A 25,545-nucleotide genomic window follows, 5' to 3' on the forward strand; every position below is an offset into this window, starting at 1 on the left:
AATGGTCTTCTCGGTGTTCCCGGTCAGTACCCGACGACGTCGGGCCAGTGGGTCTCTACGCCGCGCGACTCGAGCCTCGCCTGCAGGCGGGCGATGAGGGCGGGGTCGGCGGCGATCTCGTGGGGCGACAGGTCCTCGGCGAGGGCGAGGGCCGCCAGCTCGCCGACGGCCTCGCCGATGTTCCACTCCACGGGGTGGAGGCGGTACGCGCCGTTGGTGATGTGCGTCGTCCCGATGTTCTTGCCTCCGGGCAGCAGGTTCGTCGGGGTGCGCGGCACGAGGGCGCCGAGCGGGATCTCGAACGGCGAGCACTCCACGTCGAGGTAGTTGTCGCCTCCGGTGGTCGGGTGCAGGTCGATCCGGTACATGCCCACGCCGACGGAGTCGTCGAAGCGCGCAGGGCTCCCCGTCCCGCGGGCGGCGACGGAGACGTCCTGCTCGCGCACGGTGGTGAGCGCGCGGATCCGGCGGGACTCGCGGATGTAGGGGGCCTGCGCGAGGCCGTCGGCGGTGCCCATCACGTCGCCGCGGAGCCGGAGCCCGGGCCAGCCGCGGCCGCCGTCGGGCCGGGGCGCCTCGGTCTGGAGCCAGTAGAAGTACGACAGCGAGAGCGCACGGGCGCCGGCGAGGTGCTTCTCCGGCTCCGGCACGTCGAGGATCGAGCTGTCGAGGTAGTCGAGCATCGGCCAGTTCGCGAGCACGATGTCGCTGTCGAGCGCACCCGGTCGGAGGGTCTCGGTCGCGAGGATCCGGCGGAACATCCAGAGGTCGGTGTCCCCGCCCTGCGCGCGCTGGTCCGCGGTGCGGGTGTCGCCCACGGCGTTCACGTGCATCGTGCGGGTCTCGGGGCGCAGCGTCCTCGGGTTCGGCGCGGTGAAGGAGAGGAGCTTCCCGCCCCAGAACGGCACCTCGTACTCGTGCCAGTAGTCGTAGTCGGCCGGGCGCTCGATGGTGTGGTCGCCGTCCGCGCTGTCGAAGCCGAAGCACCAGGTGACGGCCTGCACGTTCATCGGGTCGGCGACGGCGGGAGCGCTGGGCTCGCCGTGCTCGTCGCGCGACTCGGAGCCCGTGACGTAGTCGACCTCCGCGAGGGGGAGCAGCTCCCCCGTCTCGGTCGCGTCGACCACGTACCGTCCGGAGACGGCGAGCTCCTCGCCCGAGACCGCGTCGCGCAGCAGGACGCGCTCGATCCGGCCCGGGCCGCCGTCGACGGCGAAGGGGACGACGCCGGTGACGACGCGGATCGCTCCGCTCGAGCGGTAGGGGGCGAGCATCTCGTCGAGCACGGCGACGGCGACGCGGGGCTCGGCGCAGAGCCTGCTCACGAGTCCGCGGCCGGGGTTCAGGCGGTCGTCGCGCATCGCCTCGGCGGTGAGGGGGTAGTTGCGGCGGTAGTAGCCGCGGATGCCGTCGCGGAGGCGCCGGTAGTCGGCGGTGACGCCGAACTGCTCGACCCAGGTGTGCTCGTCCGGCGGGACGCCCTGCGAGGTGAGCTGACCGCCCAGCCACGGGTACTGCTCGGTCAGCACGACCGAGAGGCCGTTGCGGGCGAGGGCGATCGCCGCGGCCACTCCTCCGAGTCCGCCGCCGATCACGGCGACATCTGCTTGCATCGGGGTCACGCGTCCGCCTCGTCCTCGTCGACAGTCTGGGTCATCGGCCTACTACCTGCGGGTAATACGTATTGCCGATTGGTTAGACCGTAACGCACGAGTGTCCGGTTGGCAACGGTCTCCGCCGTTCCGAGCGACGCCGCGGCGACCCGCGGGCGTCCTCAGCCGGGAGTGGGCCGGATGTCAGGGCTCGGTGGCATGCTCGACCCCGAGCGCGGCCGGCGGGCGGCGGCGCGGAGCGGAGCAGCATGATCGGGTTGGATCTCACCGGGCGCACGGCCCTCGTCACGGGGTCGGGGCAGGGCATCGGGCTGGCCATCGCGACGACGCTCGCGGAGGCGGGCGCCGAGGTGATCGTGAACGCCCGCTCCGAGCGGTCGATCCGCCGGGCGATCGAGGCCGTCGGCGCGGCGGTGCCGGAGGCGCGGGTGCGCGGAGTCGCGGCCGACGTGTCGACGGAGAAGGGCACGGCCTCCCTCCTGCGCGCGGCCGCGGAGGTGGACGTGCTCGTCAACAACCTCGGGATCTTCGGCTCCGCCGATGCGCTCTCCATCGACGACGACGAGTGGCGCCGCTACTTCGAGGTCAACGTGCTCACCGGCGTGCGCCTCACCCGTGCCTACCTCCCGGGGATGATGGAGCGCGAGTGGGGCCGCGTCCTCTACATCGGCAGCGACTCCGCCGTCGTCACGCCCGCCGAGATGATCCACTACGGAGTGTCGAAGACCGCGCTGCTGGGCGTCTCGCGCGGCTTCGCCAAGGCCGCCGCCGGCACCGGGGTGACGGTGAACAGCGTGCTCGCCGGGCCGACCCACACGGGCGGCGTCGAGGACTTCGTCTACGAGCTGGTCGACCGCGAGCTGCCGTGGGAGGAGGCGCAGCGCGAGTTCATGCGCCTGCACCGGCCGCAGTCGCTGCTGAAGCGCCTCATCGAGCCGGAGGAGATCGCCCACATGGTGGCGTACCTCGCTTCCCCGCTCGCCTCGGCCACCACGGGCGCAGCCGTGCGCGTCGACGGCGGCTACATCGACTCGATCGTGCCGTAGCGCGCGCTCCCGGGGCTTCCCGGGGCGCCCGTCAGTGCGGAGGGGCGACCGAGCCGCCGGGGCGCCACGGGCCGCCGATGCGCTCCTGGAGGAGCGGTGCCGCGGGGTCGGCGAGGCGGGCGAGCAGCGCCTCCACTCCGCGGCGGCCGAGCTCGCGGCCGGGCGCGACGAGCAGGTCGAGCGCCGGGTCGGCCAGGTCGGCGACGTCGGGGTCGGAGGCGAGCAGGACGATCGAGAGGTCCTCGGGCACGCGCAGCCCGCGGTGCCGCACCTCGTGCGCGAACCCGACGGCGGCGCCCCCGTTGACGATCACCACGGCGGTCGCGGAGGCGGGGTCGAACGAGCGGGCGAGGGTGCGGCCGCCGGCGGGCGACTCCTCGCAGCGCAGCAGCACGCCCTCGACGCCGCGGGCCGCGCAGGCGAGTGCGAACGCCTCCTGGGTGCGCGCGTAGGGGCCGAAGTCGGCCGCGGCGTCGCGGTCCGGGCCGAGCACGAGCGCCACCCGCGCGTGCCCCAGGCCGGCGAGCCTGCCGAGCGCCTCCTCGACCATGCCCTCGAAGTCGATGTCGACCCAGTCGAGGGCGGACGGGTCGCGGGTGCGCCCGATGAGGGCGAAGGGCGTGCCGGAGTCCCGCAGGACCGGCACGCGCTCGTCCTCGCTGGTGACCTGCATCAGCACGACGCCGTCGATCAGGCCGTCGGCGCGCAGGTCGGCGAGGCGGTCGGAGCCGCCGACCGTCGGCCACAGGACGATCGAGTGGTCCTGCTCCGCCGCGGCCTCGGCGGCTCCGAGCAGGAACGAGGTGGCGGTGTTGAGCGGCCGGCTCGACACGAGCGGATAGACGACCGCGACGATCCCGGAGCGGCGCCGCGCGAGAGCGCGGGCCAGGGCGTGCGGCCGGAAGCCGAGCTCGCGCATCGCCGCCCGCACCCGCTCGCGGGTCTCGGGCGAGACGGGCTTGGTGTCGTTGACCACGAACGAGACCGTCGCGATCGAGACCCCCGCGAGGCGCGCGACGTCCCTCATCGTGGCCACCGCGCCTCCTCCGCTCGCGCCGCCCGGCCGTGGTTGACGCGGGGCGGACGTCTCCCGCATCCTAGGAGACGCGGCCGGTAAAGCGGTTAACTCCGTGTCGGGCCGCCCACTGCCGCACCGTCTCCACCGTCGAAGAAGGAACACCGTGACCACACCCTCCTCCCCCGTCCGCGTCCTCGTCTGGGGCGAGAACCGCCATGAGCAGATCGAGGAGAAGGTCCGCGCGATCTACCCCGACGGCATGCACAGCACGATCGCCGACGGCATCCGCGAGAACCTCGGCGAGCGCGCCACCGTCTCCACCACCACGCTCGACGAGCCCGAGCACGGCCTCACCGAGGACGTCCTCGACGCCACCGACGTGCTCGTCTGGTGGGGCCACATGGCCCACGGCGACGTCTCCGACGAGATCGTCGAGCGCGTCCAGCGCCACGTCCTCTCGGGCATGGGCCTCGTCGTCCTGCACTCCGGCCACTGGTCGAAGATCTTCGGCAAGCTCATGGGCACCACCTGCACGCTGCGCTGGCGCTCGGAGCAGGACCGCGAGCTGGTCTGGACCGTCGACCCCACGCACCCCATCGCCCAGGGGATCCCGCACCCCTTCGTGATCCCCCGGCAGGAGATGTACGGCGAGTTCTTCGACGTGCCGGCGCCCGACGAGCTCGTGTTCCTCTCGACCTTCACGGGCGGCGAGGTGTTCCGCTCCGGCATGACCTGGAAGCGCGGCCACGGGCGCATCTTCTTCTTCTCCCCCGGCGACCAGGACTACCCCGTCTACCACCAGGCCGAGGTGCGCCGCGTGATCGCGAACGGCGTCGAGTGGGTGCGCTCCTCGCGCCCCGAGCGCCGCCTCCCGGTGCTGCAGCGCTACGAGACCGAGGACTTCCACAACGGCCAGGACTACGAGGGAGCGCTCGTCCGATGACGGTCCGCCTCGTCCAGGTCGGCGCCGGCGCGATGGGCCGCGCCTGGATCCGCACCATCCGCGACTCCCCGGACGCCGAGCTCGTCGGCCTGGTCGACCTCGACGTCGACCTCGCCACGGCTGCCGCGGAGGAGGAGGGGGTCGGCCCGGTCGCGGTCGGCACCTCCGTCGCCGAGGTCGCCGCGCGCTCCGGCGCCGACGCCGTGGTCAACGTGACCGTGCCGCGGGCGCACCTCCCCGTCAGCTCGGAGGCGCTGTTCGCCGGGCTGCCCGTGCTCTCCGAGAAGCCGATCGCGCCGACCATCGCCGAGGCGCTGGTGCTCGCGGCGACGGCAGAGGCCTCGGGCCGGCTCCTGATGACCAGCCAGTCGCGCCGCTACTACTCGGCGATCACCGCCTTCCGCGAGCAGATCGCCGGGCTCGGGCAGCTGGGCACCGCCTCCGTGCACTTCGCGAAGGCGCCCCGCTTCGGCGGCTTCCGCGACGAGATGGACCACGTGCTCCTGGTCGACATGGCGATCCACGCCTTCGACGCGGCGCGGTACCTGCTCGACAGCGACCCGGTCGCGGTCTACTGCGAGGAGTACAACCCGGGCTGGAGCTGGTACGCCGACGGAGCCGCGGCGAGCGCCGTGTTCGAGTTCGCCGGCGGAGTGCGCTTCAGCTACACCGGCAGCTGGTGCGCCGACGGCCTCGAGACCTCGTGGAACGGCGACTGGCGCGTGAACGGGGCCGGCGGCACCGCGCACTGGGACGGCGACGGCGCTCCGGAGTGGCAGTCGCGCGAGTCGGAGGCGGTGCGGACCGCCACGCTCGAGCCCGTTCCCGAGGAGATCGCGGGCTCGCTCGCGGAGTTCGTGCGGGTGCTGGGCTCGGGCGCGGTGCCCTCGGGCGAGGTGCACTCGAACGTGCGGAGCCTCGCGATGGTGGAGGCGGCGGTCCGCTCCTCCGAGACGGGTGCGCGGGTGCGGCTCGACGACGTGCTGGAGGAGGGGTACGCGGAGGCGCTGACGCTCGCGCGCGACGAGCGAGTCCGCGCGGCCCTCGGCTCCTGGGGCTCGGCCTCGGAGGGCCTCGCGCGCTGACCACGCCGCCTGGCGGATCTCGAGGCGTCCGTGCCAACGTCTCGAGACCCCCGCCCGGTCGCGGCTCCGCCACCGCGCGTTCGCCGGGCGGACACCTGCGGGCGGCGGTGCGTTCACCGGGGGCGGCCAGCGTGGGCGGGTTCCTTCGAAGCCGCTCAGGAGACCCGTGTCCTCTCGTCACACCCGCACCCGCACCCGCACCCGCACCGCCGCCCTCGCCCTCACCGTCACCCTCGCCGGCTGCACCCTCGGAGCCGCGGCCCTGCCCGCCTCCGCCGCGGGCGACTCCTTCTTCACCCGCATCGCCACGGTGCCGGCCTACCTCAACGCGGCCGACCCGTCCGCCGACTCCGCCGTCGCCGAGATCTCGAGCGCGTCGCCCGACGGCCGCCTGGTCTACTCGACGGACTCCGCCGGGCAGCGCATCGACGTCCTCGACATCTCGGACCCCGACGCCCCCGAGCCGCGCGGCGGCGTCGGCGTGGGCGGCGAGCCGACCTCGGTCTACGCGACCGGCGAGTACGTCCTCGCGGTGGTCGACACGAGCGACGGCGACTTCGCGAACCCCTCCGGCCACGTCAGCGTGCTGCACGCCGACGACCTCGCGCCCGTCGCGAGCATCGAGCTCGGCGGCCAGCCCGACTCCATCGACGTCACCACCGACGGCTCGACCGCGGTCATCGCGATCGAGAACCAGCGCGACGAGGACCTCGCCCCCGAGGGCGGCGAGGAGGGCGACCTCCCGCAGGCGCCCGCCGGGGAGCTCGTGGTGATGGACCTCGCGGGCGACCCCTCCGCCTGGGTGCCGGAGCACGTCGACCTCACCGGTCTCGCCGGCCTCGACACCCCGTCGGACCCGGAGCCCGAGTACGTCTCGATCAACCCGGCCGACACGGCCGTCGCCGTGACGCTGCAGGAGAACAACGCCGTTGCGATCGTCGACCTGGCCACCCGCTCCGTCACCGCCTCGTACACCGCGGGCACCGCCTCCGTCAGCGGCATCGACACGCTCGACGACGACTCGATCTCGCTGACCGGCTCGATCACCGACGTCCCGCGCGAGCCCGACGCGATCGGCTGGGTCGGCGACGACCACGTCGCGATCGCGAACGAGGGCGACTGGAAGGGCGGCACGCGCGGCTGGTCGATCCTCGACGCCGCGACCGGGGCCGTGCAGTGGGACGCCGGGAACTCGTTCGACCACCTCGCGGTGCGCCTCGGGCTCTACCCGGACAAGCGCTCCGACGCGAAGGGCTCCGAGCCCGAGGGCCTGCTCTCGGCCACCTTCGACGGCGTCCCCTACGTGTTCGTCGGCGCCGAGCGGGCGAACTTCGTGGCCGTCTACGACGTGTCGGAGCCGACCGCGCCGCGCTTCGTGCAGGCGCTGCCGTCGACGCCCGGCCCGGAGGGGCTGCTCGCCCTGCCCGAGCGCGACCTGCTGGTCGTCTCGAGCGAGACCGACGACGCGGAGGCCGCCGTCCGCGCGAGCGTGCAGCTCTACGCGCTCGGCGCCTCCGCCCCCGCGTTCCCGACCGTGCTGTCGGCCGACGTCGACGGATCGCCGCTGCCCTGGGGCGCGCTCTCGGGCCTCTCGACCGATCCGGCGGCGCCCGACCGCCTGTACGCGGTGAGCGACAGCGCCTACGCGCCGAGCACCCTCCACTCGATCGACACCTCCGTCTCGCCGGCGCTGCTCGACACGCCCCTCACGGTGACGGAGGGCGGCGAGCCCGCCGCTCTGGATCTGGAGGGGATCGCCGCCCGCGTCGACGGCGGCTTCTGGGCCGTGACGGAGGGCGGGACAGGCGACGGCAACGCGCTCCTGCGACTCGACGCGGACGCCGCGGTGACCGAGCGGATCGCCCTGCCCGCGGAGCTCGCCACCGCGCTGGGCAAGCAGGGCTTCGAGGGAGTGACCGTCGAGGACGGCGCCGCCGGTGAGATCGTCTGGACGGCGCTGCAGCGCGAGGCCTCGATCGACGCCGACGGAGTGGTCCGGATCGGGCGCTACGACGTCGCCGCCGACAGCTGGAGCTTCTTCGGCTACCCGCTGGAGGCCGTGTCCGAGGCGGACGGCGACTGGAACGGGCTCTCGGAGATCACGCTGACCCCCGCGGGCACGCTCGCGGTGATCGAGCGCGACAAGCTCAACGGGCCGGACGCCGCGCTGAAGGCCGTGTACACGGTGCCGCTGCCGACGGAGGCCGGCGCGGCGGTCGGCGAGACGCTGCCGATGCTCGAGAAGACCCTCGCGGTCGACGTGCTGCCCGCGCTGCAGGCGGGGAACGGCTGGACCCAGGAGAAGCTCGAGGGCCTCGGGATCACCGGCTCCGGCGAGGTGTTCGCGGTGACCGACAACGACGGCGTGGACGACGCGAACGGCGAGACGGTGCTCGCGTCGCTCGGCTCCGCGGAGTCCGTGTTCGGGGCGGGGACGGTGCCGACCCCGGGACCGACTGTCGAGCCGACGGTGGCGCCGACGGCTGAGCCGACCACGGCGCCGACCGCGCAGCCCACTGCGCCGCCCACGGCCGAGCCGACCCGCACGCCGGCTCCCGCTCCGGCCGGCGCCGTTCCTCCGCGGACCGGCTCGGGACTCGCGAGCACCGGCGTCGAGACGGGCTGGACCGCCGCGGCGGCTCTCGCCCTGCTCGCCGGTGGAGCGCTCGCGCTCGGAGTGACGCGCCGCCGCCGCGACGCGCGCTGACGGACGCCGACGGCCCGGGGGACAGTGTCCTCCGGGCCGTCGGCGTTCCCCCGCGCGAGCGGGGCGGGTGGTCCGGTGTCAGCTTCCGGTGGGGGCGTCCTCGGTGTCGGGAGAGGTGCTCTCGGAGGGCGCCTGCGGGGCGACGGGCGCGGCAGGGCCGGAGCCGTCGGCGGGGGCCGGCGGGGCGGGGTGTCCGGCGGGGCCGCACTCGCCCGGAGCCGGCGGGGTCGGTGCGGTGCCGTCAGCGGCGGCCGGAGGCATGGGCATCGTGCCGTCGGCCGGGGGCGTGGGCGCATCGGTGGACGGAGCGTCGGTGGAGGTGGAGTGCAGCGGGGTGGCGCTGGAGGTCGGCGTGCTCGACGGCGTCGCGGCGAATGCGGCGGTCGAGCCGAGCGCGACGAGTCCGAGGGCGCCGACGGCGATGCCGATGGTCAGGGCGCGCTTCTTCGGACGGCGCGGCCCGAAGCTCGAGCCCTTCTCGGCGGGGGTGGTCGACTCGGTCATGGGTGTCTCCTCGTTCCGGCCCGGTACCGACCCCGTTCGGGATCGGTTGCGGCCGGTTCCATCTCAGATTCGAAGGCGAATCTGAAGCCGGACTTAAGAACAGACCCTCCACAGCAGACGCCGGGTGCGCCCCGATCCGCGGCCCCTAGGTTCGAGTACATGCCCTCCTCCGCCCGTGTGCTCCTCATCGAGGACGACGACGCCATCCGCTCCTCCGTCGAGACCGCGCTGCGCAGCGAGCGCTTCACGGTCCGTGGTCTCGTCTCCGGCGAGGACCTCGCCCGCGAGCTGAGCACCTTCGCTCCGGACCTGGTGATCCTCGACTGGATGCTCCCCGGCCCGAGCGGCATCGTGCTCGCCGAGCGGATCCGCCGCAGCAGCGACGCGGCCGTGATCATGCTCACCGCCCGCGACGCGGTCGACGACCGCCTCCGCGGCTTCGACGAGGGCGTCGACGACTACGTGGTGAAGCCGTTCGTGCTCGCCGAGCTCGTCAAGCGCGTGACCGCCGTGCTGCGCCGCCGCGGCCGCATCCCGTCCGTCGTCGAGATCGGCGACCTCGTCGTCGACCCGGAGTCGGGCCGCGCCCGCCGCGGCGGCGTCGCCCTCGACCTCACCGCGACCGAGTTCCGCCTCCTCGCCTTCCTCGCCGGGAACCGCGGCCGCACCCTCACCAAGACCCAGATCCTCACGCAGGTCTGGGGCTACGACCACGTCGACCCGAACCTCGTCGAGGTGCACCTCAGCTCCCTCCGCAAGAAGATGGAGGCGCACGGCGACCGGCTCGTGCACACCGTCCGCGGCCTCGGCTACCGGGTGGAGGCGTGAGCCGCGCCCAGCCGGGCGCGCTGCGGACCGGCTCCCTCCGCCTCCGCACCGTCCTGGCCGTGCTCGCTCTGCTGGCCGTGCTGCTCCTGGCCCTCTCGGCGACGGTGCAGGCGGTGCTCGGCGAGCGCCTCCGCGACCAGATCGAGGAGCGGCTGCAGGACCGCGCCTCCGCCGCCGCCGCGCTGGTCGGCACGATCGCCGACGACGCCCTCGCCTCCCGACTCTCGGCGCAGGGCGTCTCGGTGCGGATCACGAGCCCCGAGGGCGAGGACGTCGTGGCCGGGCCGAGCCCGGAGCAGCTGCGCCTGGGCCCGGGAGCCGCCGACCAGCTCGGAGAGCCGCCGTCGCCTCCCGGCACGAGCTCCTCCTCCGGAGCCGTCCCGCCCCGAGCCGCGTCCGCCGCCGTCACCGTCGTCTCGAGCAGCGTCGCCGCCGACGACGAGCTGATCACCCTCGAGTCGACCCTCAGCGACGGCACCCGCCTCGAGCTCACCAGCGAGGCCGGATCGGTGGGCAGCACCCTCGCGCAGCTGAACGGGATCCTGCTCGCCGCGTCGGCCGTGTTCCTCCTGCTGGCCGCCCTCGCGCTGATCGTCGTGGTCCGCGCGACCCTCCGGCCCCTCGAGCGGATGACCGACGTGGCCCGCGACATCGCGCACGGCGACCGCGGGCGGCGGCTGCGCCCCTCCCGTCCGCGGACGGAGCTCGGCCGCACCGCGACCGCGTTCGACGAGATGCTCGACGACCTCGAGCAGGCCGAGCGCAGCGCCCTCGCCGCCGAGGCGACGGCCCTCGCGGCGGAGCAGCGGATGCGCGCGTTCGTCTCGGACGCCGCGCACGAGCTGCGGACGCCGGTCGCCGGCATCCAGGCCGCCGCCGACGCGCTCGTCCGCGCCGACGGCGGCGACCAGGAGCGCGAGCGCCTCTCGGTGCACGTCGTGCGGGAGTCGCTGCGCGCGGGTCGCCTCATCCAGGACATGCTGCTGATGGCGCGTCTGGACGAGGGCCTGGCTCTGGAGTCGCGTCCGCTGGACCCGGCGGGCGTCGCCGAGGCCGCGATCGAGCGCCAGGAGCTGCGCCGCCCGGGCCTCGCGATCGACCTGCACCGGCCCGCCGAGCCGCTCCTGGTCAGCGGCGACGCCGACCGGCTGGCCCAGGTGCTCGGCAATCTCCTCGAGAACGGCGCCCGCTTCGCCCGCTCGCGGATCGACGTCGCCGTCGAGGCGGCCGCCGACTCCGTCACGATCACCGTCGACGACGACGGCCCCGGCATCGCCGAGGCCGACCGTGAGCGCGTCTTCGACCGCCTCGTCCGCCTCGACGACGCCCGCAACCGCGCCGACGGCGGCTCGGGCCTCGGCCTGCCGATCGCGCGCGGGCTGGCCCGGGCCCTCGGCGGCGACCTCGTGGCGGAGGCGGGGCCCGTCGGCGCCCGCTTCCGGGTGACGCTGCCTCGCGCGGGGTGACGCCGCCCCGCTCCCCCTAGGCTCGACGGGCGCGCGGGCCCCGCTCCGCCGGGACGGCAGGAGTGGCTCCATGGACAGGGACGACGCGGAGCAGCGTGTCCGGCAGGCCCGCGACGAGGCCCCGAGGTTCGGGAGCAGTCCCCTGCTCGCCACCTTCACCGTCCGCCACCGCCGCGGACTCGACGTCGCCTTCGTGCTCGACGGCGCGGAGGGGGACTTCCAGATCGGCATGGGCGCCGCGTCCGACGACTTCCGGAGCGTCCTCACCGTCGGGGTCGACCGCGAGGACGGCCGCATCCGCGGCGTCTCCAGCTGGACCGTCGACGGCCGCGAGAGCCGCGTGCCCGTGCGGATCCTGCACCGCTCCGCCACCGTGATCATCGTGGAGGCCGCTCCCCTCCCCCTCGACCGGCGCCCGTCCTCGCTCAAGTGCTGGTCCTTCCTCCGCCGCGCCTCCGCCGACCACCACTCCGACGTGCTCGGCTTCGTGTCCCCCGAACTGGCCGACCTCCCCCCGGTCCGGCTCCTCACCGATTCGCGGGCGCGGAGCGGGCGCTGAGCCGGCCTCGCGCGCGAGGGGACGGATCCCCGCCCGACCCGCAGGCGCCGGTGGGATCATGCGCTGACGTGATCCCGCCCGGAGGTCCGCCCGACCCGGAGGAGCGCTCGTGACGCAGGAGGTGCAGTCGACCCGGCTGCGGTCGCTCGGGAGCGAGGCGTTCTTCGGGGCGACGGTGGTCGTGGCGGCGGCATGGTCGGGCGCCCGGGCCTACCAGCTCTACGGAGGGTGGGGCGTGGTGCTCGCTGTGGCCGCGGTGATCGTCGCGGGGCTCGGCTTCGGGCTCCGGCGGCGCGTCGAGGAGCGGTGGTCCCGACCGATCCTCGAGAGGCTGCGGGCCGAGCATCCGGACGGCGGCGTCACCGCGGTGCTGAACACTCCGGAGACACTGGCCTCGCTGCGGACGCTCGCGGTCGCCGGAGCCGCGGTCGACCTCCCGGCGCTGCGCGCGGCGAAGCCGGACCCCGTGCTGCTGGCCGTCGTCACCGCGAGGGCGCTCTCGCTGTTCCGTGCCGACGCGGACCTCTCGCCGATCGCGTTCCTGCCCCTCACCGCCGGGGACGCCCCCGAGTCGGTGACGGGCTACCACCACGGTCACGCGCTCGCGGCTCCCGTTCTCACGGTCCGGCAGCAGGGGACGGAGCAGCGGCTCGCCCTCTTCCCCGCCCGAGCCTGAGACGCGGCTCAGCCCGCACCCATGCCTACGATCACCGATCGCGCAAGCACCTGCTCGCGGGGCGCCCGCACGTCAGCATGAGCGGGATGGACACGATCGAGGAGGCGGGCGCCTGGGCGCGCGATCTGGTGCGCCGCGAGTTCGGCATCGGCCTCGTCGACCTGGAGCCCGTCGTCGGCGGACTCGACCACGGAGCGCGCGTCTGGTGCGCGGCCGACGGCTCCGGGGCGCTGTGGAGCGTCAAGGCGTCGGCCCGCGACGGGCGCTTCGGCCTCGCGCTCTCGGCGTCGCTGGGCGAGTCGGGGGTGCCGGGCGTCGCGGCGCCGCACCGCGCCTCCGACGGGCGCCCCTGGGCGGAGGACCGGGGGCTGCGGGTCTCGGTCGCGCCGTGGATCCTCGGCGAGGACGCCGTCGACTCCGGCGAGGACGCCCTCGACTGGGAGGGGTTCGGCGCGGTCCTGCGCTCCGTGCACGACGCCGAGCCGCCGACCCTCGCGCCTCCCGTGCGGCGGGGCATCCGCCGCGTCCGCCGTCCGCTCGCCGACCTCCTCGCCGAGACCGACGAGAGGATCGACGCGCAGCCGGAGTCCCGCCCCCTCCTCACCGCGCTCTGGCGCGGTAACCGCTCCCGCCTCGACGCCCTCGCCGGCGCTGAGCGGCGGCTGAAGCGCGCCCGCACGCCCACCTCCCGCGTGCCCCTCCACGGCGACCCGCATCCCGGCAACGTCGTCATCGACGAGAGCGGCCGCCCCTGGCTGATCGACTTCGACGAGGCCACCGTCGCCCCGCGGGAGGCCGACCTGCTCCTGATCGAGCTGGGCGTCATCTACTCGCGGCCGATCAGCGACGTGCAGCGCTCGGCGTTCCGCGCGGGCTACGGCGAGGCCCTGATCGACGACGAGCGGATCGTCCGCTTCGGCTGCGTCCGCGCGGTCGAGGACGTGGCCGCCACTGTCGCGCTGGCCCTCGCCGACCCGGAGCCGGAGGAGCGCGAGGCCGCCTCCGTGCCCGCCTCCCGCCTCGGCCGCGCCGCCTTGGCGCTGCCCGTCCCCACTCCGCTCGACCTGCTCGTCGGCCAGCTCGGCCCGCACGGCCTCGTCTCGCTCGTCGAGACCGCCCTCCGCCGCCCCGCCTGACGCGGCCCTCCGACCCCGCCCCCGTCCGACCCTTCACAGCAGGAGACCACCCATGCGCAGACGATTCATCCCTCTCGCCGCCGTCCTGGCGTCGACCGCCGCCCTCACCGGCTGCAGCGGCTTCGGAGGAGGAGGCGGCGGTTCGGCCGACGCCGACTCGATCACCTTCACCACCTGGGCCAGCGAGTCCGAGCAGGCGGCCTTCGAGTCGCTGATCACCGACTTCGAGGCCGAGCACGAGGGGGCGAGCGTCGAGCTCAACGTCGTCCCCTACGACCAGATGTTCAGCAACATCGACGCGCAGCTGTCGTCGGGCGAGGCCCCCGACGTGTTCCGCGTCGACTACGGCAACCTCGGCGTCTACTCCAGCCAGGAGCAGCTGCTCGACCTGACCGACCGGATCGACGACTTCGACTCCTTCACGCCCGCGTTCCAGGAGGCCGTCTCCTTCGAGGGGAAGCCCTACGGCGTCCCGCACCAGACCGACGTGTCGGCGCTGCTGGTGAACACGCAGCTGCTCGCGGCGGCCGGCATCACCGACGTGCCGACCACCACCGACGAGGCGTGGACCTGGGAGGAGTTCGCCGACGCCTCCGCGAAGCTGCGCGCGAGCCTGCCCGCCGAGCAGTACCCGTTCGTCTACAACTGGCAGCTCGGCGGCACGCCCCGCTGGCTGAGCTGGCTGTTCGAGGCCGACGGCACGCTCCTGGAGGAGGACGGCACCACTCCGGCGATCGACTCCGCCGCGGGCGCGAAGGCCCTGGACTTCACGAAGAGCTTCTTCGACAACGACTGGGTCCCGCCGACCAGCTCGGTGAAGTCCGCCACCTACGCCGACTCCTTCTTCACGGAGCAGACCGCGGCGATGGCGTTCGCCGGGTCCTTCCTCGTGCCGGACATCGACGACCTCGCCGACTTCGAGTGGACCGCCACGCCGATGCCCGTCGACGAGCGCGGCGCGACCGACCTCGGCGGCAACGCCCTCGTCGCCACGGCCGACACCGATGACCCCGAGCTCGCGACCGAGTTCCTCTCGTTCATGACGCAGGCCGACACCATGGCCGAGTTCTGCGCGGCGACGAACGAGCTGCCCACCCGGTCCGACATCGACCCCGCGTCGATCGACTTCGCGGTGCGCCCGGACGTGATGCCCGTGTTCGTCGAGCAGGCCGCGACGATCACCCCGCGCGACGTGCAGCAGCTCACCTCGCCGTTCCTCGCGAAGATCTCCGTCGCGATGCAGGACCAGCTCGAGGAGGCGTTCGTCGGCGGACGCAGCACCGAGGAGACCCTCTCCGGCCTCGACGCGGCCATCCAGCAGGCGACCAGCTGATGACCGCCACCACCCTCCGCGGCCGGGCGGGCTCCTCCGCCCGGCCGCGGTCGGCCCGCAGGCGCGAGGCCCTCGCCGGCTTCGGCTTCGTCGGCCCGAACCTGCTCCTGATGGCGCTGTTCCTGTTCGTGCCGATCCTCTGGGCGATCCAGCTCTCGTTCCAGGAGTCGCGCGGCTTCGGCACGCCCGAGTGGGTCGGCTTCGCGAACTACCTGCGAATGGGCGCCGACCCGGTGTTCTGGCAGAGCCTGGGCAACACGCTCCTCTTCACCGCGGTCACCGTGCCGCTCGAGCTCGCCGGCGGCCTCGGCCTGGCCGTGCTGCTCAACTCCGTCCTGCCCGCGCGCGGGATCTTCCGCACGGTGATCGTGCTGCCCCTGGTGATCTCGGGCGTCGCCTCCGGGATGATCGCGGTCACGATCTTCAGCGAGTCCTCGGGCATCGTGAACAAGGTGCTGAGCTCGCTGGGCGCCTCGCCGGTCGCGTGGCAGTCGGACGGCTCCGCGGCGATGATCTCGGTGATGCTGACCGCGGTGTGGCTGCGGATCGGCTTCAACATGGTGATCTACCTGGCGGGCCTGCAGAGCGTCTCGCCCGAGCTCTACGAGGCCGCACGGATCGACGGAGCGACGCGCTGGCAGCAGTTCCGCGCACTGACGGTGCCGCTGGTCGGCCCGTCCACCTTCTTCCTGCTGATCATGAACGTGATCGCCTCGTTCCAGGTCTTCGACATCGTCTTCGTGATGACGGGCGGCGGCCCCGGCTTCTCCACGTCGGTGCTCGGCACCTACGCGTACCGCAACGGCTTCCAGGTCCGAGAGCAGGGCTACGGCGCCGCGCTCGGCGTCGTCATCCTGCTGGTCTCCCTCGCCTTCACCTATCTGCAGTGGCGCACGAGCCGCACGCGCGACCTCGTCGACTAGGAGCCCTCATGTCGTCCTCCACCGTCACCACGCCCGCCGCGGTCGCCGCGGCCACCGCCCGCGAGACCCCGCGCCGGCGTCCCTCCCGCCGCGACGGCTCCCGCTCCGGACTCGTCGTCCGCCTCGTCGTCGCGATCGTCGCCTCGGCGATCGTGTTCTTCCCGCTGTACTGGATGCTCGTCATCGCCTTCTCGCCGCGCGGCGAGGTGTTCGCGCCCGGCCCGCCCCGCTTCTGGCCGAGCGAGATCTCGTTCGAGAACTTCGCGACGGTGTTCGCGCGCTTCCCCGTGGGCGAGTGGTTCGTCAACTCGGTCGTGATCGGGGCGTTCGTCACGGTGTTCACCGTCGTGGTGAACCTGCTGGCCGGCTGGGGCTTCGCGCGGCTGCGCTTCCCCGGGCGGAACCTGCTGTTCCTGCTCGCACTGGCCACGATGATGATCCCGGTGCAGGCGATCATGGTCGCGCAGTTCAAGCTCGTGACCGGACTGCAGATCTACGGCACCTACTGGTCGGTGATCCTGCCCGGAGCAGCGGCGGCCTTCGGGATCTTCCTCGCCCGGCAGTTCTTCCTCTCCATCCCGGAGGAGCTGATCGAGGCGGCGCGGATCGACGGCGCCGGCCACCTGCGGGTGTTCCTGCAGATCGTGCTGCCGCTCTCGAAGCCGCTGATCGCCGTCCTGATCCTGCTGACTCTGCTCGGCAGCTGGAACGACTTCGCCTGGCCGCTGATCGCCCTGAAGGACAACGAGCTGTTCACGCTGCCGATCGGCCTGCTCTACCTCAAGGGCCAGTCGACGCCGGACTACAGCGCGAGCATGGCGCTGGCGCTGGTGTCGGTGCTGCCGATGGTGCTGCTGTTCCTGTGCTTCCAGCGCTACTTCGTGCAGGGGTTCGCGCGCAGCGGCATCCGGTGAGGTCGGGCAGAGGCACGGGCGGCGGCACGGGCGGCGTGGAGCGGTCGCCGCGGCGGGACGCTCCTGACCGGACGGGGCAGGAGAGGACGTGGAAGGAGAGGACAGAGCAGCGCCGGAGAGGACGGGGCAGGAGAGTGCCGACGGACGCTGCGGGCGGCGGGCGGCGGAGAACGTGAACCACGTGGAGGTCGTCCGGTCGTGATCTCCCGAGTTCGACGGCTCTCCTGCGCGGCGGGGGCGTCCGCCAGCCGGAGCGGGACGGGAGCGGACCGGGGCGGAGCGGACCGGGACGGAGGGGCGGACCGGGACGGGGCGGAGCGGGACGGGGGCGGACCGGGGACAGGGGCGGACCGGGACGCGGGCGGACCGGGACGCGGTGGCCGACGCCCCGAAGCGCCGAAGCACGACAGGACACGGGGTTCGAGGCTCGGAGCTCCGGGACACGGGGCTCGGAACTCGAGGCTCGACGAAGCGCCAACGTGCCGACGGACCTCGCGGCGCCGGAGGTGCGAGAGCGCGAGGGCGCCTGGGCGTGTCCAGGCACGGCGATGCACCGCCTCGCGGCCGACGGAGTGTCGGATCGCCCGGCAGGTCGGGCTGCGGATCAGAACGGCGGAGACGCGTCCACGAACCGCGGCCGCGTCGGCGACAGCACCGAGGGGGACGCCCGAGGTGACGACGGTCGCGACGACCACAACAGCGAGGACGAAGATCGTGGCGGCTGCGGCTGCGGCTCCGGCTCGGGCTTCGACTTTAGCTGCGGCTGCGGCTCCGGCTCCGGCTCCAGTTCTTGCGCCGACTGCGGCGTCGGTCGTCGCGTGGGCGGCAGCGGAGCCCCGGGCAGCGCCCGCGGTCGGTCGGTGATCCGTCGGCCGGTAGGGGTCGTCCAGACGACGGTGCCGTCCGGATGGAGGGCGTAGGTCCAGCGGTCGCCGTGGCGGACGTGGTGGTGCGCGACGCAGAGCGAGGCCAGGTTGCCGAGGGCGGTCTCGCCTCCGTTCCGCCACTCGAGGGTGTGGTCGGCCTCGGCCGTCGAGGACGAGCGGGTGCAGCCGGGGAACCGGCAGGTCCGGTCGCGCAGCTGCAGCTGGAGGCGCATCCGAGGGGGCGGGACGCGGAGGGTCCTGCCGACCGACGTCACCACTCCCGTGTCCGGATCGGTCAGCACCCGCGTGAAGGTGGCCGCCGTGCGGACGAGCTCCCGGGCGACGTCGGCGGGGACGAGACCGTAGCCGTCGAGTTCGGCCGGCGCGTCGTCGAGGCCGACGGCGGTGCTGGCGGCCAGGGTGAGGCGCACGTCGGCGCGGACTCCGGAGACCGAGGCGTGGATTCCGGAGCCCGAGGCGTGGATTCCGGAGCCCGAGGCATGGACGGCGCTCGCTCCTTCTCCCGAGGATCCGTCTGCGGAGATGTCGCCGTCGATGAGCAGATCGACGAGCGCGTCGGCCCGCAGCTGCGCGAGCGTCCGGCCGTCGCCGAGGGAGATGTCAGCGTCTCCACCGGCGCCGCCACCCGTCTCCGCGCCGAGCCCGGCACCAGCACCAGCACCAGCACCAGCACCAGCACCAGCACCAGCACCAGCGTCCGTCCGCGCGCCGACTGCCACCGGAGCATCGCCACGGGCACCAGCACCGCTCTGTGCAGTCGCACTCGCACTCGCACTCGCACTCGCACCTGCACCTGCACCTGCACCTGCACCTGCACCGAACCCGATCCCCGCCGCGTCCGCCCCGTCGCGGAGCGAGCGGGCGATCCGGTCGAGACGGTTGTAGGCGCCGACCGCGACCGGGGCCGGCAGCAGGGCACAGAGCGTGGCCATGCCGTCGGCCTCGGCGCCGAGCCACACGCTGCGGTCCTCGCGGGCGCGGGTGTGGCGCTCGGTGAACGGCTGCTCGTGCAGCTCGTCGCGCAGCCGCGCCACGGTCCGGCGGAGCTGGGTGGGCGTCTGCGAGAGCGCCGCGGCGGCCGCCCGCTCGTCGAAGGACGCGCGCGACGGAGCGGGGAGGGTCGCGGCGGCGGCGCAGACGACCTCGCCGGCCTCCCAGAGGATCCGGGCCTCGGCCAGGAGGGTGCGGGTCGCCGGGAGGTCCTCGATGAGGAGCCGAGCGTGCTCGAGACGCCGAGACGCCACGCGCTCCGACATCCCGAGCGCCGTCGCGAACTCGGCTCGGATCGAGCGCTCCACGAGGTCTCCCGCCTCGCTCCGGGAGAGACGACTCCCCCGCGCGAACGACTCCGGCACGAGCAGCGCCGCCCGTACGCCGTGTGCAGGGCGACGGCCCCCGCGAGCAGCACCGGTGCCGAGGAGCGGGCGAGCCCCGCCGCGAGACCGGCGAGCGCGCGCACCGCGTCGAGCGTCTGCGCCGTCTCGCCCGCGCGCACCGCCTCGACCGCCTGCGCCGCGTCACCCGAACTTCTCATACGTGTATTAAATCAGCGACCACCGACATCGGGCCGGGGCCCGTGACCAGGATCGGGACAACGGAGCCGGTACCCCGCCTGTGGAGGGAGGACCGGCGGCGAGCGCGGGCTCGCACACCGCTGTCCGCGCGATTCCTGAGCCGAGCCACCAGCCTGCGCCGCCCGCCCCGCTCGAACCCGTCCGCTCGAACCCGCCCCGCTCGAACCCGCCCCGACCCGACCGCCCCCGGCTCCGCCGGACGCTCCGCTCCCGCCGCCTCAGGCCGTGAGTCCGCCGAACAGAAGTGACACCGTCATCGCGATGATGACCGAGTCGAAGGCGAACGCGATGACGACGTTCGCGCGCACCAGGCGCCGGCCCTCTCTCGAGCGGATCTCGGCCGAGACCGTGGCCGCCGTCGTGGACAGCAGGAGCGCGAGGGTCGCATAGACGCTGAAGTGCTGCGCCTCCTCGAAGGCGAAGCGCACCTGCGACCGCCGGGCGACCGCGACTCGAGGCGCAGGCAGGCCTGCGCGGACGAGAAGACCATCAGCACCCACGAGCTCGCGACGGCGAGCAGGGCGGCGGCGATGGAGAGGCGCTCGCTGCGGAACTCCATCCTCTGCGCGATCGCCACCGTGACCACGACCGCCACCGTGACCACGATCGCCGGCACCGCCGCCGACAGCGTCGTGCCGGTCGCCCCGGTCGCCCCGGTCGCCCCCAGCATCCGCGGGAGGAGGCGCCGCTCGCCGCGCGCCTCCTCCTCGGCGGTGCTCCGCAGCGCCTGCTCGTCGAGGCGCGAGGAGGAGGAGGCGCTCCAGCCCACGGAGAGGGCGGTGGAGAGCGGCCAGCCGAGCAGAGAGACCGGAACGAGGGTCGCCGTCGCATCGACGGCCCCGTCGCCCTGAGCGAGCGTCCCCGTCGCCAGGACGAGCAGCACCACCACGATCGTGACCAGGAGGCTCACGAACACCCGGAACAGATCGGAGCGGGATCGTCTGCGCGCGGTCATCGCGGTCCTCCCCGTCAGGGGCTCGAAGCGCGCCCCGAACAATCTCCACGCCGTTCCGTCCTGCGGTGTCCCCGTGCACCACCAGGCCATTCGTTGCAACCAACAACAAATCCCCCGCGCACCCGGCAGAATGGACCCATGACCTCACGGAGCAACTGGGCGGGCACCTACGAGTACCGCGCCGCCGCCATCATCGAGCCGGAGTCCGTCGAGGAGGTGCAGCGCCTCGTCCGCGAGAACGAGCGCGTCCGCGCCCTCGGCAGCCGCCACTCCTTCAACTCCCTGCCCGACACCCCCGGCGCACTGCTGCACCTGGGCCGCCTGGCCTCCGACCCCGTGATCGACGCGGAGGCGAGCACCGTCACCGTCGGCGGCGCCACCCGCTACGGCGTCGTCGCCGCGCACCTGCACAGCAACGGCTACGCCCTGCACAACATGGGCTCGCTCCCGCACATCTCGGTCGCCGGCGCCATCGCGACCGGCACCCACGGCTCGGGCGACCGCAACGCGAACCTCTCCTCCGCCGTCTCTGCCCTCGAGCTCGTCACCGCCGACGGGTCGCTGCGCACGATCCGCCGCGGGGAGCCGGGCTTCGAGGGCGTCGTCGTCGGCCTCGGCGCCTTCGGCATCGTCACCCGGGTGACCCTCGACATCCAGCCGACCTTCGACGTCCGCCAGGACGCGTTCGTCGACCTGCCCTGGGAGCGCGTGCTCGACGACTTCGACGCGATCACCTCCTCCGCCTACAGCGTCAGCCTCATGACCCACTGGTCCTCGCCGACCGTGGAGCAGCTGTGGCTGAAGACCAAGGTGGCGGCGGGATCCGTCGCCGACGTCGACGCGACGCACCTGGGCGCGGTCGCCGCCTCCGCGAGCCTCTTCGCCGTCTCGGAGGGTGTCGACTCCAACCTGAACCCGTTCGGCGGCTCCGTCGGACCGTGGTCCGAGCGCCTGCCGCACTTCCGCCTCGACCGCGAGCCGAGCGCGGGCGACGAGATCCAGAGCGAGTACATGGTGCCGCGCGCGAACGTCCGCGAGGCGATCGTGGCGCTGCGCGCGATCGGCGAGCGGATCGACGACGTCCTGCTCATCACGGAGCTGCGGACCATGGCGGGCGACGACCAGTGGCTCTCCCCCGCCGGAGGCCGCGACAGCGTCGGCGTGCACTTCACCTTCAAGAAGGACCGCGCCGGCGTCGACGCCGTGCTCCCCGCCGTCGAGGGAGCGCTGCTGCCGCTCGGCGCCCGGCCGCACTGGGGCAAGCACTTCCTCGCCGGAGCCGACGAGATCGCGCCGCTCTACCCGCACCTCGAGGAGTGGCGCACCCTCCGCGCTGAGTGGGACCCCTCGGGCCGCTTCGCGAGCGACTTCCTCCGCGACCGCCTGCTCGGCTGAGCGGCACCCGCCCCGCGGGACCAGGCAGGTTCCGCGGGACGGGGCTCACGGGACGGGGGTCGCGGGACGGGGCTCACAGGACACGGCTCGCGGCTCGCGGGATGCGGGACGCGGGACGCGGCTCACAGGACGCCGCTCAGAACAGGCGGGCCGCGTCGGCGGGCTCGACGAGGTCGCGCACCAGCGCCGGGATCCGCTTCCGGAACGGGAAGAACCCCCGCGACGCCGACGGCCACGCCGCACCGTCCCAGCGGCGGCGCACGGTGACGAGCGCGACCCCCTCGTCGGCGAGAGCCGAGCGGAGCGTCTCCACCCGCTCCCCGACGGGCCCGACCGGCGCGTACGGAACGACCACCGTGTCGATCCGCTCGGACACCGCCCAGTCGACGACCGTCGCGGCACGCGCGTCCGCCAGCACCCTCGCCGGCCGACCGCTGGAGTCGGAGGTGCGCTCGGCGGCGTCGGCGAGCGCCGCGGCGGTGAAGGCGGCGACCGCGTCGGAGACTCCGGACGGCGAGCGCCCGCCCGCGTCCCCGGCGACGGCGCACGCCACGAGGCGCTCGGCCAGACCCGGCTGCTCGGCGAGCAGGCTCTCCGCCTCGAGGTCCTCCTCGTGCAGCAGGAGGCCGGGGCGGGCGCCGACGGTCCCCACGACGTCGTCCTGCTCGAGCGGTGCCCGCGGCGGGAAGGGCTCCTCCGTCAGCGCGGGGGCCGTGGTGGCGAGGCCGCTCGGCGAGAAGCGCCCCTCCGTGTAGCGCGCGATGTTGGACGCGGAGGCCAGATAGGTCTTACCCGGAGTCTGCAGGCCGGCGACCCATCGCCACGACAGGGTGTTGGACGCGGCGTCGCCGTCGAGCAGGTGCCGGTAGAAGAAGTCGGCGCCGAGCTGCCAGGGCAGTCCGAGGGTGAAGATCCAGATGCTCGCGAACCACATGCGGGTGTGGTTGTGGAGGTACCCGGTCTCGACGAGCTCGCTCACCCACGCGTCCATCGCGTCGATGCCGCTGCGTCCGCCGATCGCGTCGAGGTAGCCGGGCGGAGGATCGCCCGCGGAGGAGTCCGCCACCTCGCGGCGGTAGCGGCGCCAGACGTCCGGGTTCTGCTCGAGCCAGCCCTTCCAGTAGGTGCGCCAGAACACCTCCTGGACGAACTTCTCCGCGGCGGTCAGGCGGTGCCGCGCGAGGACCGCGGCGACGACCTCCCGCTCTGTGACGAGGCGGTGGCGGAGGTAGGGCGAGAGTCCGGAGACGTTGTCCCGGGACGGTCCGAGGTCGTGGTTGCGGTCGCGGGCGTAGGCGGAGCCGGCGCGGGCGACGAAGTCGTCGAGCGCCTCGAGACCGGCGGCTCTGGTCGGGATGAACATCGCCCCATCATCGGCGTCGGCCCGGTGAGAACACCGGCAGCGGCCCCCCGAGTGCGCTCCGGGGACGGAGGCGCCCGCCGCGCGCTCGTCAACGGGGTGACCGGCGCCTCCGACCCGACGTAGCGTCGGAGGACGAGAGGGAGGCCGCCATGCCCCGCGAGGAACAGATCCCGTCCACCATCGAGCGCTCCGACGAGCACGCGCAGATGCTCTGGTCGGCCGCGCACGACTCGGCCGTCGACAGCTACGGCGACGGTGAGCGTGCCCACCGCACGGCCTTCGCCGCGCTGAAGCACGAGTATGAGAAGGTCGGCGACCACTGGGAGCGCAAGGCCGAGAGCGGCCCCTCCGACTCCCGCGCCGAGGGCCACGGCCGCTCCCCCGGGGGCGAGACGGCGGGCGGAGTGGACGCGAACGCCACGAAGGCGCACCTGATGGACCTCGCCAAGCGCCTGGACGTCTGCGGCCGCTCGCGCATGACGAAGGCCGAGCTCGTCGAGGCCCTGCAGAGGGAGAGCACCCGCCGGACGCGCGACGCGCGGTGAGGGCGCCGGCGGGGCCGGGGACAGCCGCCCCGCCGAGCCCCGGCCCGCTCAGTCCAGCGCGTCCCGGACGGCCGCCATGCCCAGCTCCAGCTCGGCGAAGGTGGTCGACAGGGGCGAGAGGCCGATCCGGATGCCGTCGGGTCGGCGGAAGTCCGGCACGATCCCGTCCGCCTGCAGCCGCGGGACGAGGCCGGCGAACGACTCGTGCGCGATCGTCACGTGCGAGCCGCGTCGGGCGGGGTCGAGCGGAGTCGCCACCCGCACCCCGCGCGGCACCAGCCACGCGTCGGCCAGCTCCAGCGCATACGCCGTCATCGCCTCCGATTTCGCGCGCACCGCGGGCATGCCCACCGAGGCGATCAGCGCGATCATGTCCTGCATCGCGAGCATCCCCGTGATCGGCGGGGTCCCGCTGAGGAAGCGCCGCATCCCCTCGGCCGGACGGTAGCCGGGGCCCATCTCGAACATGTCGGCGACGCCCATCCAGCCCTGCACCGGCTGCGCGAGCGAGCCCTGGTGCCGCGACGCGACGTACGCCCACGCGGGCGCCCCCGGGCCTCCGTTCAGGTACTTGTAGGAGCAGCCGACCGCGAGGTCCGCGCCCCACGCGTCGAGCTCGAGCGGCACCGAGCCGACGGAGTGGGAGGCGTCCCAGAGCACGAGCGCGCCGGCCTCGTGCGCTTGGGCGGTGATGGCCGCGGCGTCGGCGAGGAACCCCGAGCGGTACGCGACGTGGCTGAGCAGCACCAGTGCCGTCCGCTCGCCGAGCACGGGGGCGAGGTCGTCGGGGCCGACACCGCTCCCGGGGTCGGAGTCGATCCAGCGGAGCGTGCTGCCGGTCTCGGCCGCGATGCCCTCCAGCACGTACCGGTCGGTGGGGAAGTTGTCGGTGTCCACGACGATCTTGTCGCGCCCCTGCTCCGCCTGGCGGGCGATCGCCGCGCGGGCGAGCTTGTAGAGCAGGACGGTCGTGGAGTCGGCGACGATCGTCTGCCCGGCCGCAGCTCCCAGCACCGCGGAGCCGAGGGCGTCGCCGACCTCGAGCGGCATGTCGAGCCAGCCCTCCTCCCAGCCGCGGATGAGGCGGCCGCCCCACTCCTCCTCCGCGAACCGCGCGAGCCGGGCGACGCTCGCGCGCAGCGGCCGGCCGAGCGAGTTGCCGTCGAGGTAGGAGCGGACCTCGGGGGTGCGGACGAACAGCTCGGGGCAGTGCGCGAGCGGGTCCTGGGCGTCGAGCGGGTGCATGCCCTCACCCTAGGTCGCGGGTGCCGGGCGCGACGCGCGCCGCGGGCCCCCGGATGCGTGCCGCCGGGGTCCCTGACGGGTGCCGCCGGGGTCCCTGACGAGTGCTGCCGGGGTCCCTGACCCTGCTCGGACGCCCCCCACTGTCCAGAACTCGTCGCACTCGGCGTCGACTGCGACAACTCCTGAGCACTCGCAAGCCCTCACACCGGAGCCTCCCCCACTGTCCAGAAGTCGTCGCACTCGGCGTCGACTGCGACAACTCCTGAGCACTCGCAAGCCCTCACCCCGGAGCCTCGCCCACTGTGCAGAACTCGTCGCACTCGGCGTCGACTGCGACAACTCTTGAGCACTCGCGGACCCGCGCACTCGAGCCGGTCGCCAGTCCTCCGAAGTCGCCGTGCTCGCGCTCCAGTACGGCCACTTCCGCGTGGTCGCGGAGCCGCCGGGCCCGTCCCAGCGGTCGTCTCCGAGTGCGCAGAAGTCGTCGCACTCGAGCTCGAGTGCGACAACTCCTGGACAGTCGCGGGAGCCGGAGGAGAACGGAGCAGGAGCCGGAGGAGAACGGACCTCGAGTCGGCGAACGCCCCCGGACCCGCGAGCACGGCCGCGCACCTGGGAAGTCAACGGGCGGACGCCGCGCCCCGCCCCGCCTAGCCTCCGAGGACGGCCCCCGCCGCCTCCCTCGACCCCTGGAGCCCCTCCGTGACGCATCACGAGCACAAGCACGCCGCTACCCGCACCGCGTCGACCCGGAAGCCGTCGACGCCCAGCTGCAGCCAGAACCCGATGAGCTTCGCGATCTCGTCGCGCACGGCCGGGTTCTCGGTGTT

At 73.9% G+C, this 25,545-nt stretch carries 22 protein-coding genes and 1 pseudogene; 15 read left to right on the top strand and 8 right to left on the bottom strand.

Features of this window, described 5'->3' with window-relative positions:
* Window positions 1-23: 23 nt before the first annotated feature.
* Window positions 24-1,613 carry an FAD-dependent oxidoreductase gene (locus C5D36_RS10980; RefSeq protein ID WP_104295842.1) on the bottom strand — a complete coding sequence of 530 codons (1,590 nt, stop codon included), beginning with the start codon at window positions 1,611-1,613 and terminating at the stop codon, window positions 24-26.
* 251 nt (window positions 1,614-1,864) lie between these two features.
* Between C5D36_RS10980 and C5D36_RS10985 the strand changes: the two genes are divergently transcribed.
* Window positions 1,865-2,659, top strand: a complete 795-nt coding sequence (locus C5D36_RS10985) for an SDR family NAD(P)-dependent oxidoreductase (protein ID WP_104224325.1) — start codon at window positions 1,865-1,867, stop codon at window positions 2,657-2,659.
* A 31-nt stretch (window positions 2,660-2,690) separates the two neighbouring features.
* Here the strand turns inward: C5D36_RS10985 and C5D36_RS10990 are convergent, their stop codons facing one another.
* Window positions 2,691-3,686, bottom strand: a complete 996-nt coding sequence (locus tag C5D36_RS10990; protein ID WP_258062920.1) for a LacI family DNA-binding transcriptional regulator — start codon at window positions 3,684-3,686, stop codon at window positions 2,691-2,693.
* 154 nt (window positions 3,687-3,840) lie between these two features.
* Between C5D36_RS10990 and C5D36_RS10995 the strand changes: the two genes are divergently transcribed.
* The 3 genes from C5D36_RS10995 to C5D36_RS11005 all read left to right on the top strand — a co-directional run bounded on the left by C5D36_RS10995 (window position 3,841) and on the right by C5D36_RS11005 (window position 8,412).
* A complete protein-coding gene (locus tag C5D36_RS10995) occupies window positions 3,841-4,620 on the top strand; it encodes a ThuA domain-containing protein (protein ID WP_104258013.1) in 780 nt (259 codons plus the stop codon).
* On the top strand, window positions 4,617-5,705 hold the full coding sequence (locus C5D36_RS11000) for a Gfo/Idh/MocA family protein (RefSeq protein WP_104295825.1): 1,089 nt from the start codon (window positions 4,617-4,619) through the stop codon (window positions 5,703-5,705). The genes C5D36_RS10995 and C5D36_RS11000 overlap by 4 nt, the downstream gene beginning before the upstream one ends.
* A gap of 166 nt (window positions 5,706-5,871) precedes the next feature.
* Window positions 5,872-8,412 carry an esterase-like activity of phytase family protein gene (locus C5D36_RS11005; protein WP_104295826.1) on the top strand — a complete coding sequence of 847 codons (2,541 nt, stop codon included), beginning with the start codon at window positions 5,872-5,874 and terminating at the stop codon, window positions 8,410-8,412.
* Window positions 8,413-8,490: 78 nt separating this feature from the next.
* Here C5D36_RS11005 and C5D36_RS11010 read toward each other — a convergent pair whose 3' ends face one another.
* Window positions 8,491-8,916, bottom strand: a complete 426-nt coding sequence (locus C5D36_RS11010; protein ID WP_104295827.1) for a hypothetical protein — start codon at window positions 8,914-8,916, stop codon at window positions 8,491-8,493.
* Window positions 8,917-9,075: 159 nt separating this feature from the next.
* Here C5D36_RS11010 and C5D36_RS11015 point away from each other — a divergent pair, with 159 nt between their 5' ends.
* The 8 genes from C5D36_RS11015 to C5D36_RS11045 all read left to right on the top strand — a co-directional run bounded on the left by C5D36_RS11015 (window position 9,076) and on the right by C5D36_RS11045 (window position 16,751).
* Window positions 9,076-9,744, top strand: a complete 669-nt coding sequence (locus C5D36_RS11015; RefSeq protein WP_104225192.1) for a response regulator transcription factor — start codon at window positions 9,076-9,078, stop codon at window positions 9,742-9,744.
* Complete coding sequence (locus tag C5D36_RS11020; protein ID WP_104295828.1) at window positions 9,741-11,210, top strand: cell wall metabolism sensor histidine kinase WalK; 1,470 nt, start codon at window positions 9,741-9,743, stop codon at window positions 11,208-11,210. Before C5D36_RS11015 ends, C5D36_RS11020 begins: the two co-directional genes overlap by 4 nt.
* Window positions 11,211-11,280: 70 nt before the next feature.
* Window positions 11,281-11,769, top strand: a complete 489-nt coding sequence (locus C5D36_RS11025) for a hypothetical protein (RefSeq protein WP_104295829.1) — start codon at window positions 11,281-11,283, stop codon at window positions 11,767-11,769.
* Window positions 11,770-11,878: 109 nt separating this feature from the next.
* Complete coding sequence (locus C5D36_RS16870; RefSeq protein ID WP_181072866.1) at window positions 11,879-12,445, top strand: hypothetical protein; 567 nt, start codon at window positions 11,879-11,881, stop codon at window positions 12,443-12,445.
* Between the two features lie 86 nt (window positions 12,446-12,531).
* A complete protein-coding gene (locus tag C5D36_RS16875) occupies window positions 12,532-13,581 on the top strand; it encodes an aminoglycoside phosphotransferase family protein (protein WP_181072868.1) in 1,050 nt (349 codons plus the stop codon).
* A gap of 52 nt (window positions 13,582-13,633) precedes the next feature.
* Window positions 13,634-14,914, top strand: coding sequence for a sugar ABC transporter substrate-binding protein (locus C5D36_RS11035; protein WP_258062401.1), 1,281 nt, complete (start codon window positions 13,634-13,636; stop codon window positions 14,912-14,914).
* Window positions 14,914-15,837 (top strand): carbohydrate ABC transporter permease, encoded by a 924-nt coding sequence (locus C5D36_RS11040; protein ID WP_104239656.1) that lies wholly within the window; start codon window positions 14,914-14,916, stop codon window positions 15,835-15,837. The genes C5D36_RS11035 and C5D36_RS11040 overlap by 1 nt, the downstream gene beginning before the upstream one ends.
* A gap of 8 nt (window positions 15,838-15,845) precedes the next feature.
* Window positions 15,846-16,751, top strand: coding sequence for a carbohydrate ABC transporter permease (locus C5D36_RS11045; protein ID WP_104295831.1), 906 nt, complete (start codon window positions 15,846-15,848; stop codon window positions 16,749-16,751).
* Between the two features lie 604 nt (window positions 16,752-17,355).
* Here the strand turns inward: C5D36_RS11045 and C5D36_RS11050 are convergent.
* Window positions 17,356-18,993 carry an HNH endonuclease signature motif containing protein gene (locus tag C5D36_RS11050; protein WP_104295832.1) on the bottom strand — a complete coding sequence of 546 codons (1,638 nt, stop codon included), beginning with the start codon at window positions 18,991-18,993 and terminating at the stop codon, window positions 17,356-17,358.
* 437 nt (window positions 18,994-19,430) lie between these two features.
* Window positions 19,431-19,640 (bottom strand): DUF1345 domain-containing protein, encoded by a 210-nt coding sequence (locus C5D36_RS11055; RefSeq protein WP_104295833.1) that lies wholly within the window; start codon window positions 19,638-19,640, stop codon window positions 19,431-19,433.
* A 102-nt stretch (window positions 19,641-19,742) separates the two neighbouring features.
* On the opposite strand from C5D36_RS11055, the gene C5D36_RS11060 reads away from it, so the two are divergent.
* Together C5D36_RS11060 and C5D36_RS11065 are read left to right on the top strand one after the other, a co-directional pair.
* Complete coding sequence (locus C5D36_RS11060) at window positions 19,743-20,063, top strand: hypothetical protein (RefSeq protein ID WP_146083737.1); 321 nt, start codon at window positions 19,743-19,745, stop codon at window positions 20,061-20,063.
* A gap of 242 nt (window positions 20,064-20,305) precedes the next feature.
* Complete coding sequence (locus tag C5D36_RS11065) at window positions 20,306-21,562, top strand: FAD-binding protein (protein WP_104295835.1); 1,257 nt, start codon at window positions 20,306-20,308, stop codon at window positions 21,560-21,562.
* Window positions 21,563-21,698: 136 nt separating this feature from the next.
* Here C5D36_RS11065 and C5D36_RS11070 read toward each other — a convergent pair whose 3' ends face one another.
* On the bottom strand, window positions 21,699-22,925 hold the full coding sequence (locus C5D36_RS11070) for an FAD-binding domain-containing protein (protein ID WP_104295836.1): 1,227 nt from the start codon (window positions 22,923-22,925) through the stop codon (window positions 21,699-21,701).
* A 149-nt stretch (window positions 22,926-23,074) separates the two neighbouring features.
* On the opposite strand from C5D36_RS11070, the gene C5D36_RS11075 reads away from it, so the two are divergent.
* Window positions 23,075-23,470 carry a ChaB family protein gene (locus tag C5D36_RS11075; protein ID WP_104295837.1) on the top strand — a complete coding sequence of 132 codons (396 nt, stop codon included), beginning with the start codon at window positions 23,075-23,077 and terminating at the stop codon, window positions 23,468-23,470.
* 48 nt (window positions 23,471-23,518) lie between these two features.
* Here the strand turns inward: C5D36_RS11075 and C5D36_RS11080 are convergent, their stop codons facing one another.
* Window positions 23,519-24,715, bottom strand: a complete 1,197-nt coding sequence (locus C5D36_RS11080) for a kynureninase (RefSeq protein ID WP_104295838.1) — start codon at window positions 24,713-24,715, stop codon at window positions 23,519-23,521.
* Window positions 24,716-25,452: 737 nt separating this feature from the next.
* A pseudogene (locus tag C5D36_RS16625) lies at window positions 25,453-25,545 on the bottom strand (alpha-amylase family glycosyl hydrolase); the annotation flags it as partial.

It is taken from the genome of Rathayibacter sp. AY1C6, from assembly GCF_002931535.1.
Taxonomy (GTDB): Bacteria; Actinomycetota; Actinomycetes; order Actinomycetales; family Microbacteriaceae; genus Rathayibacter.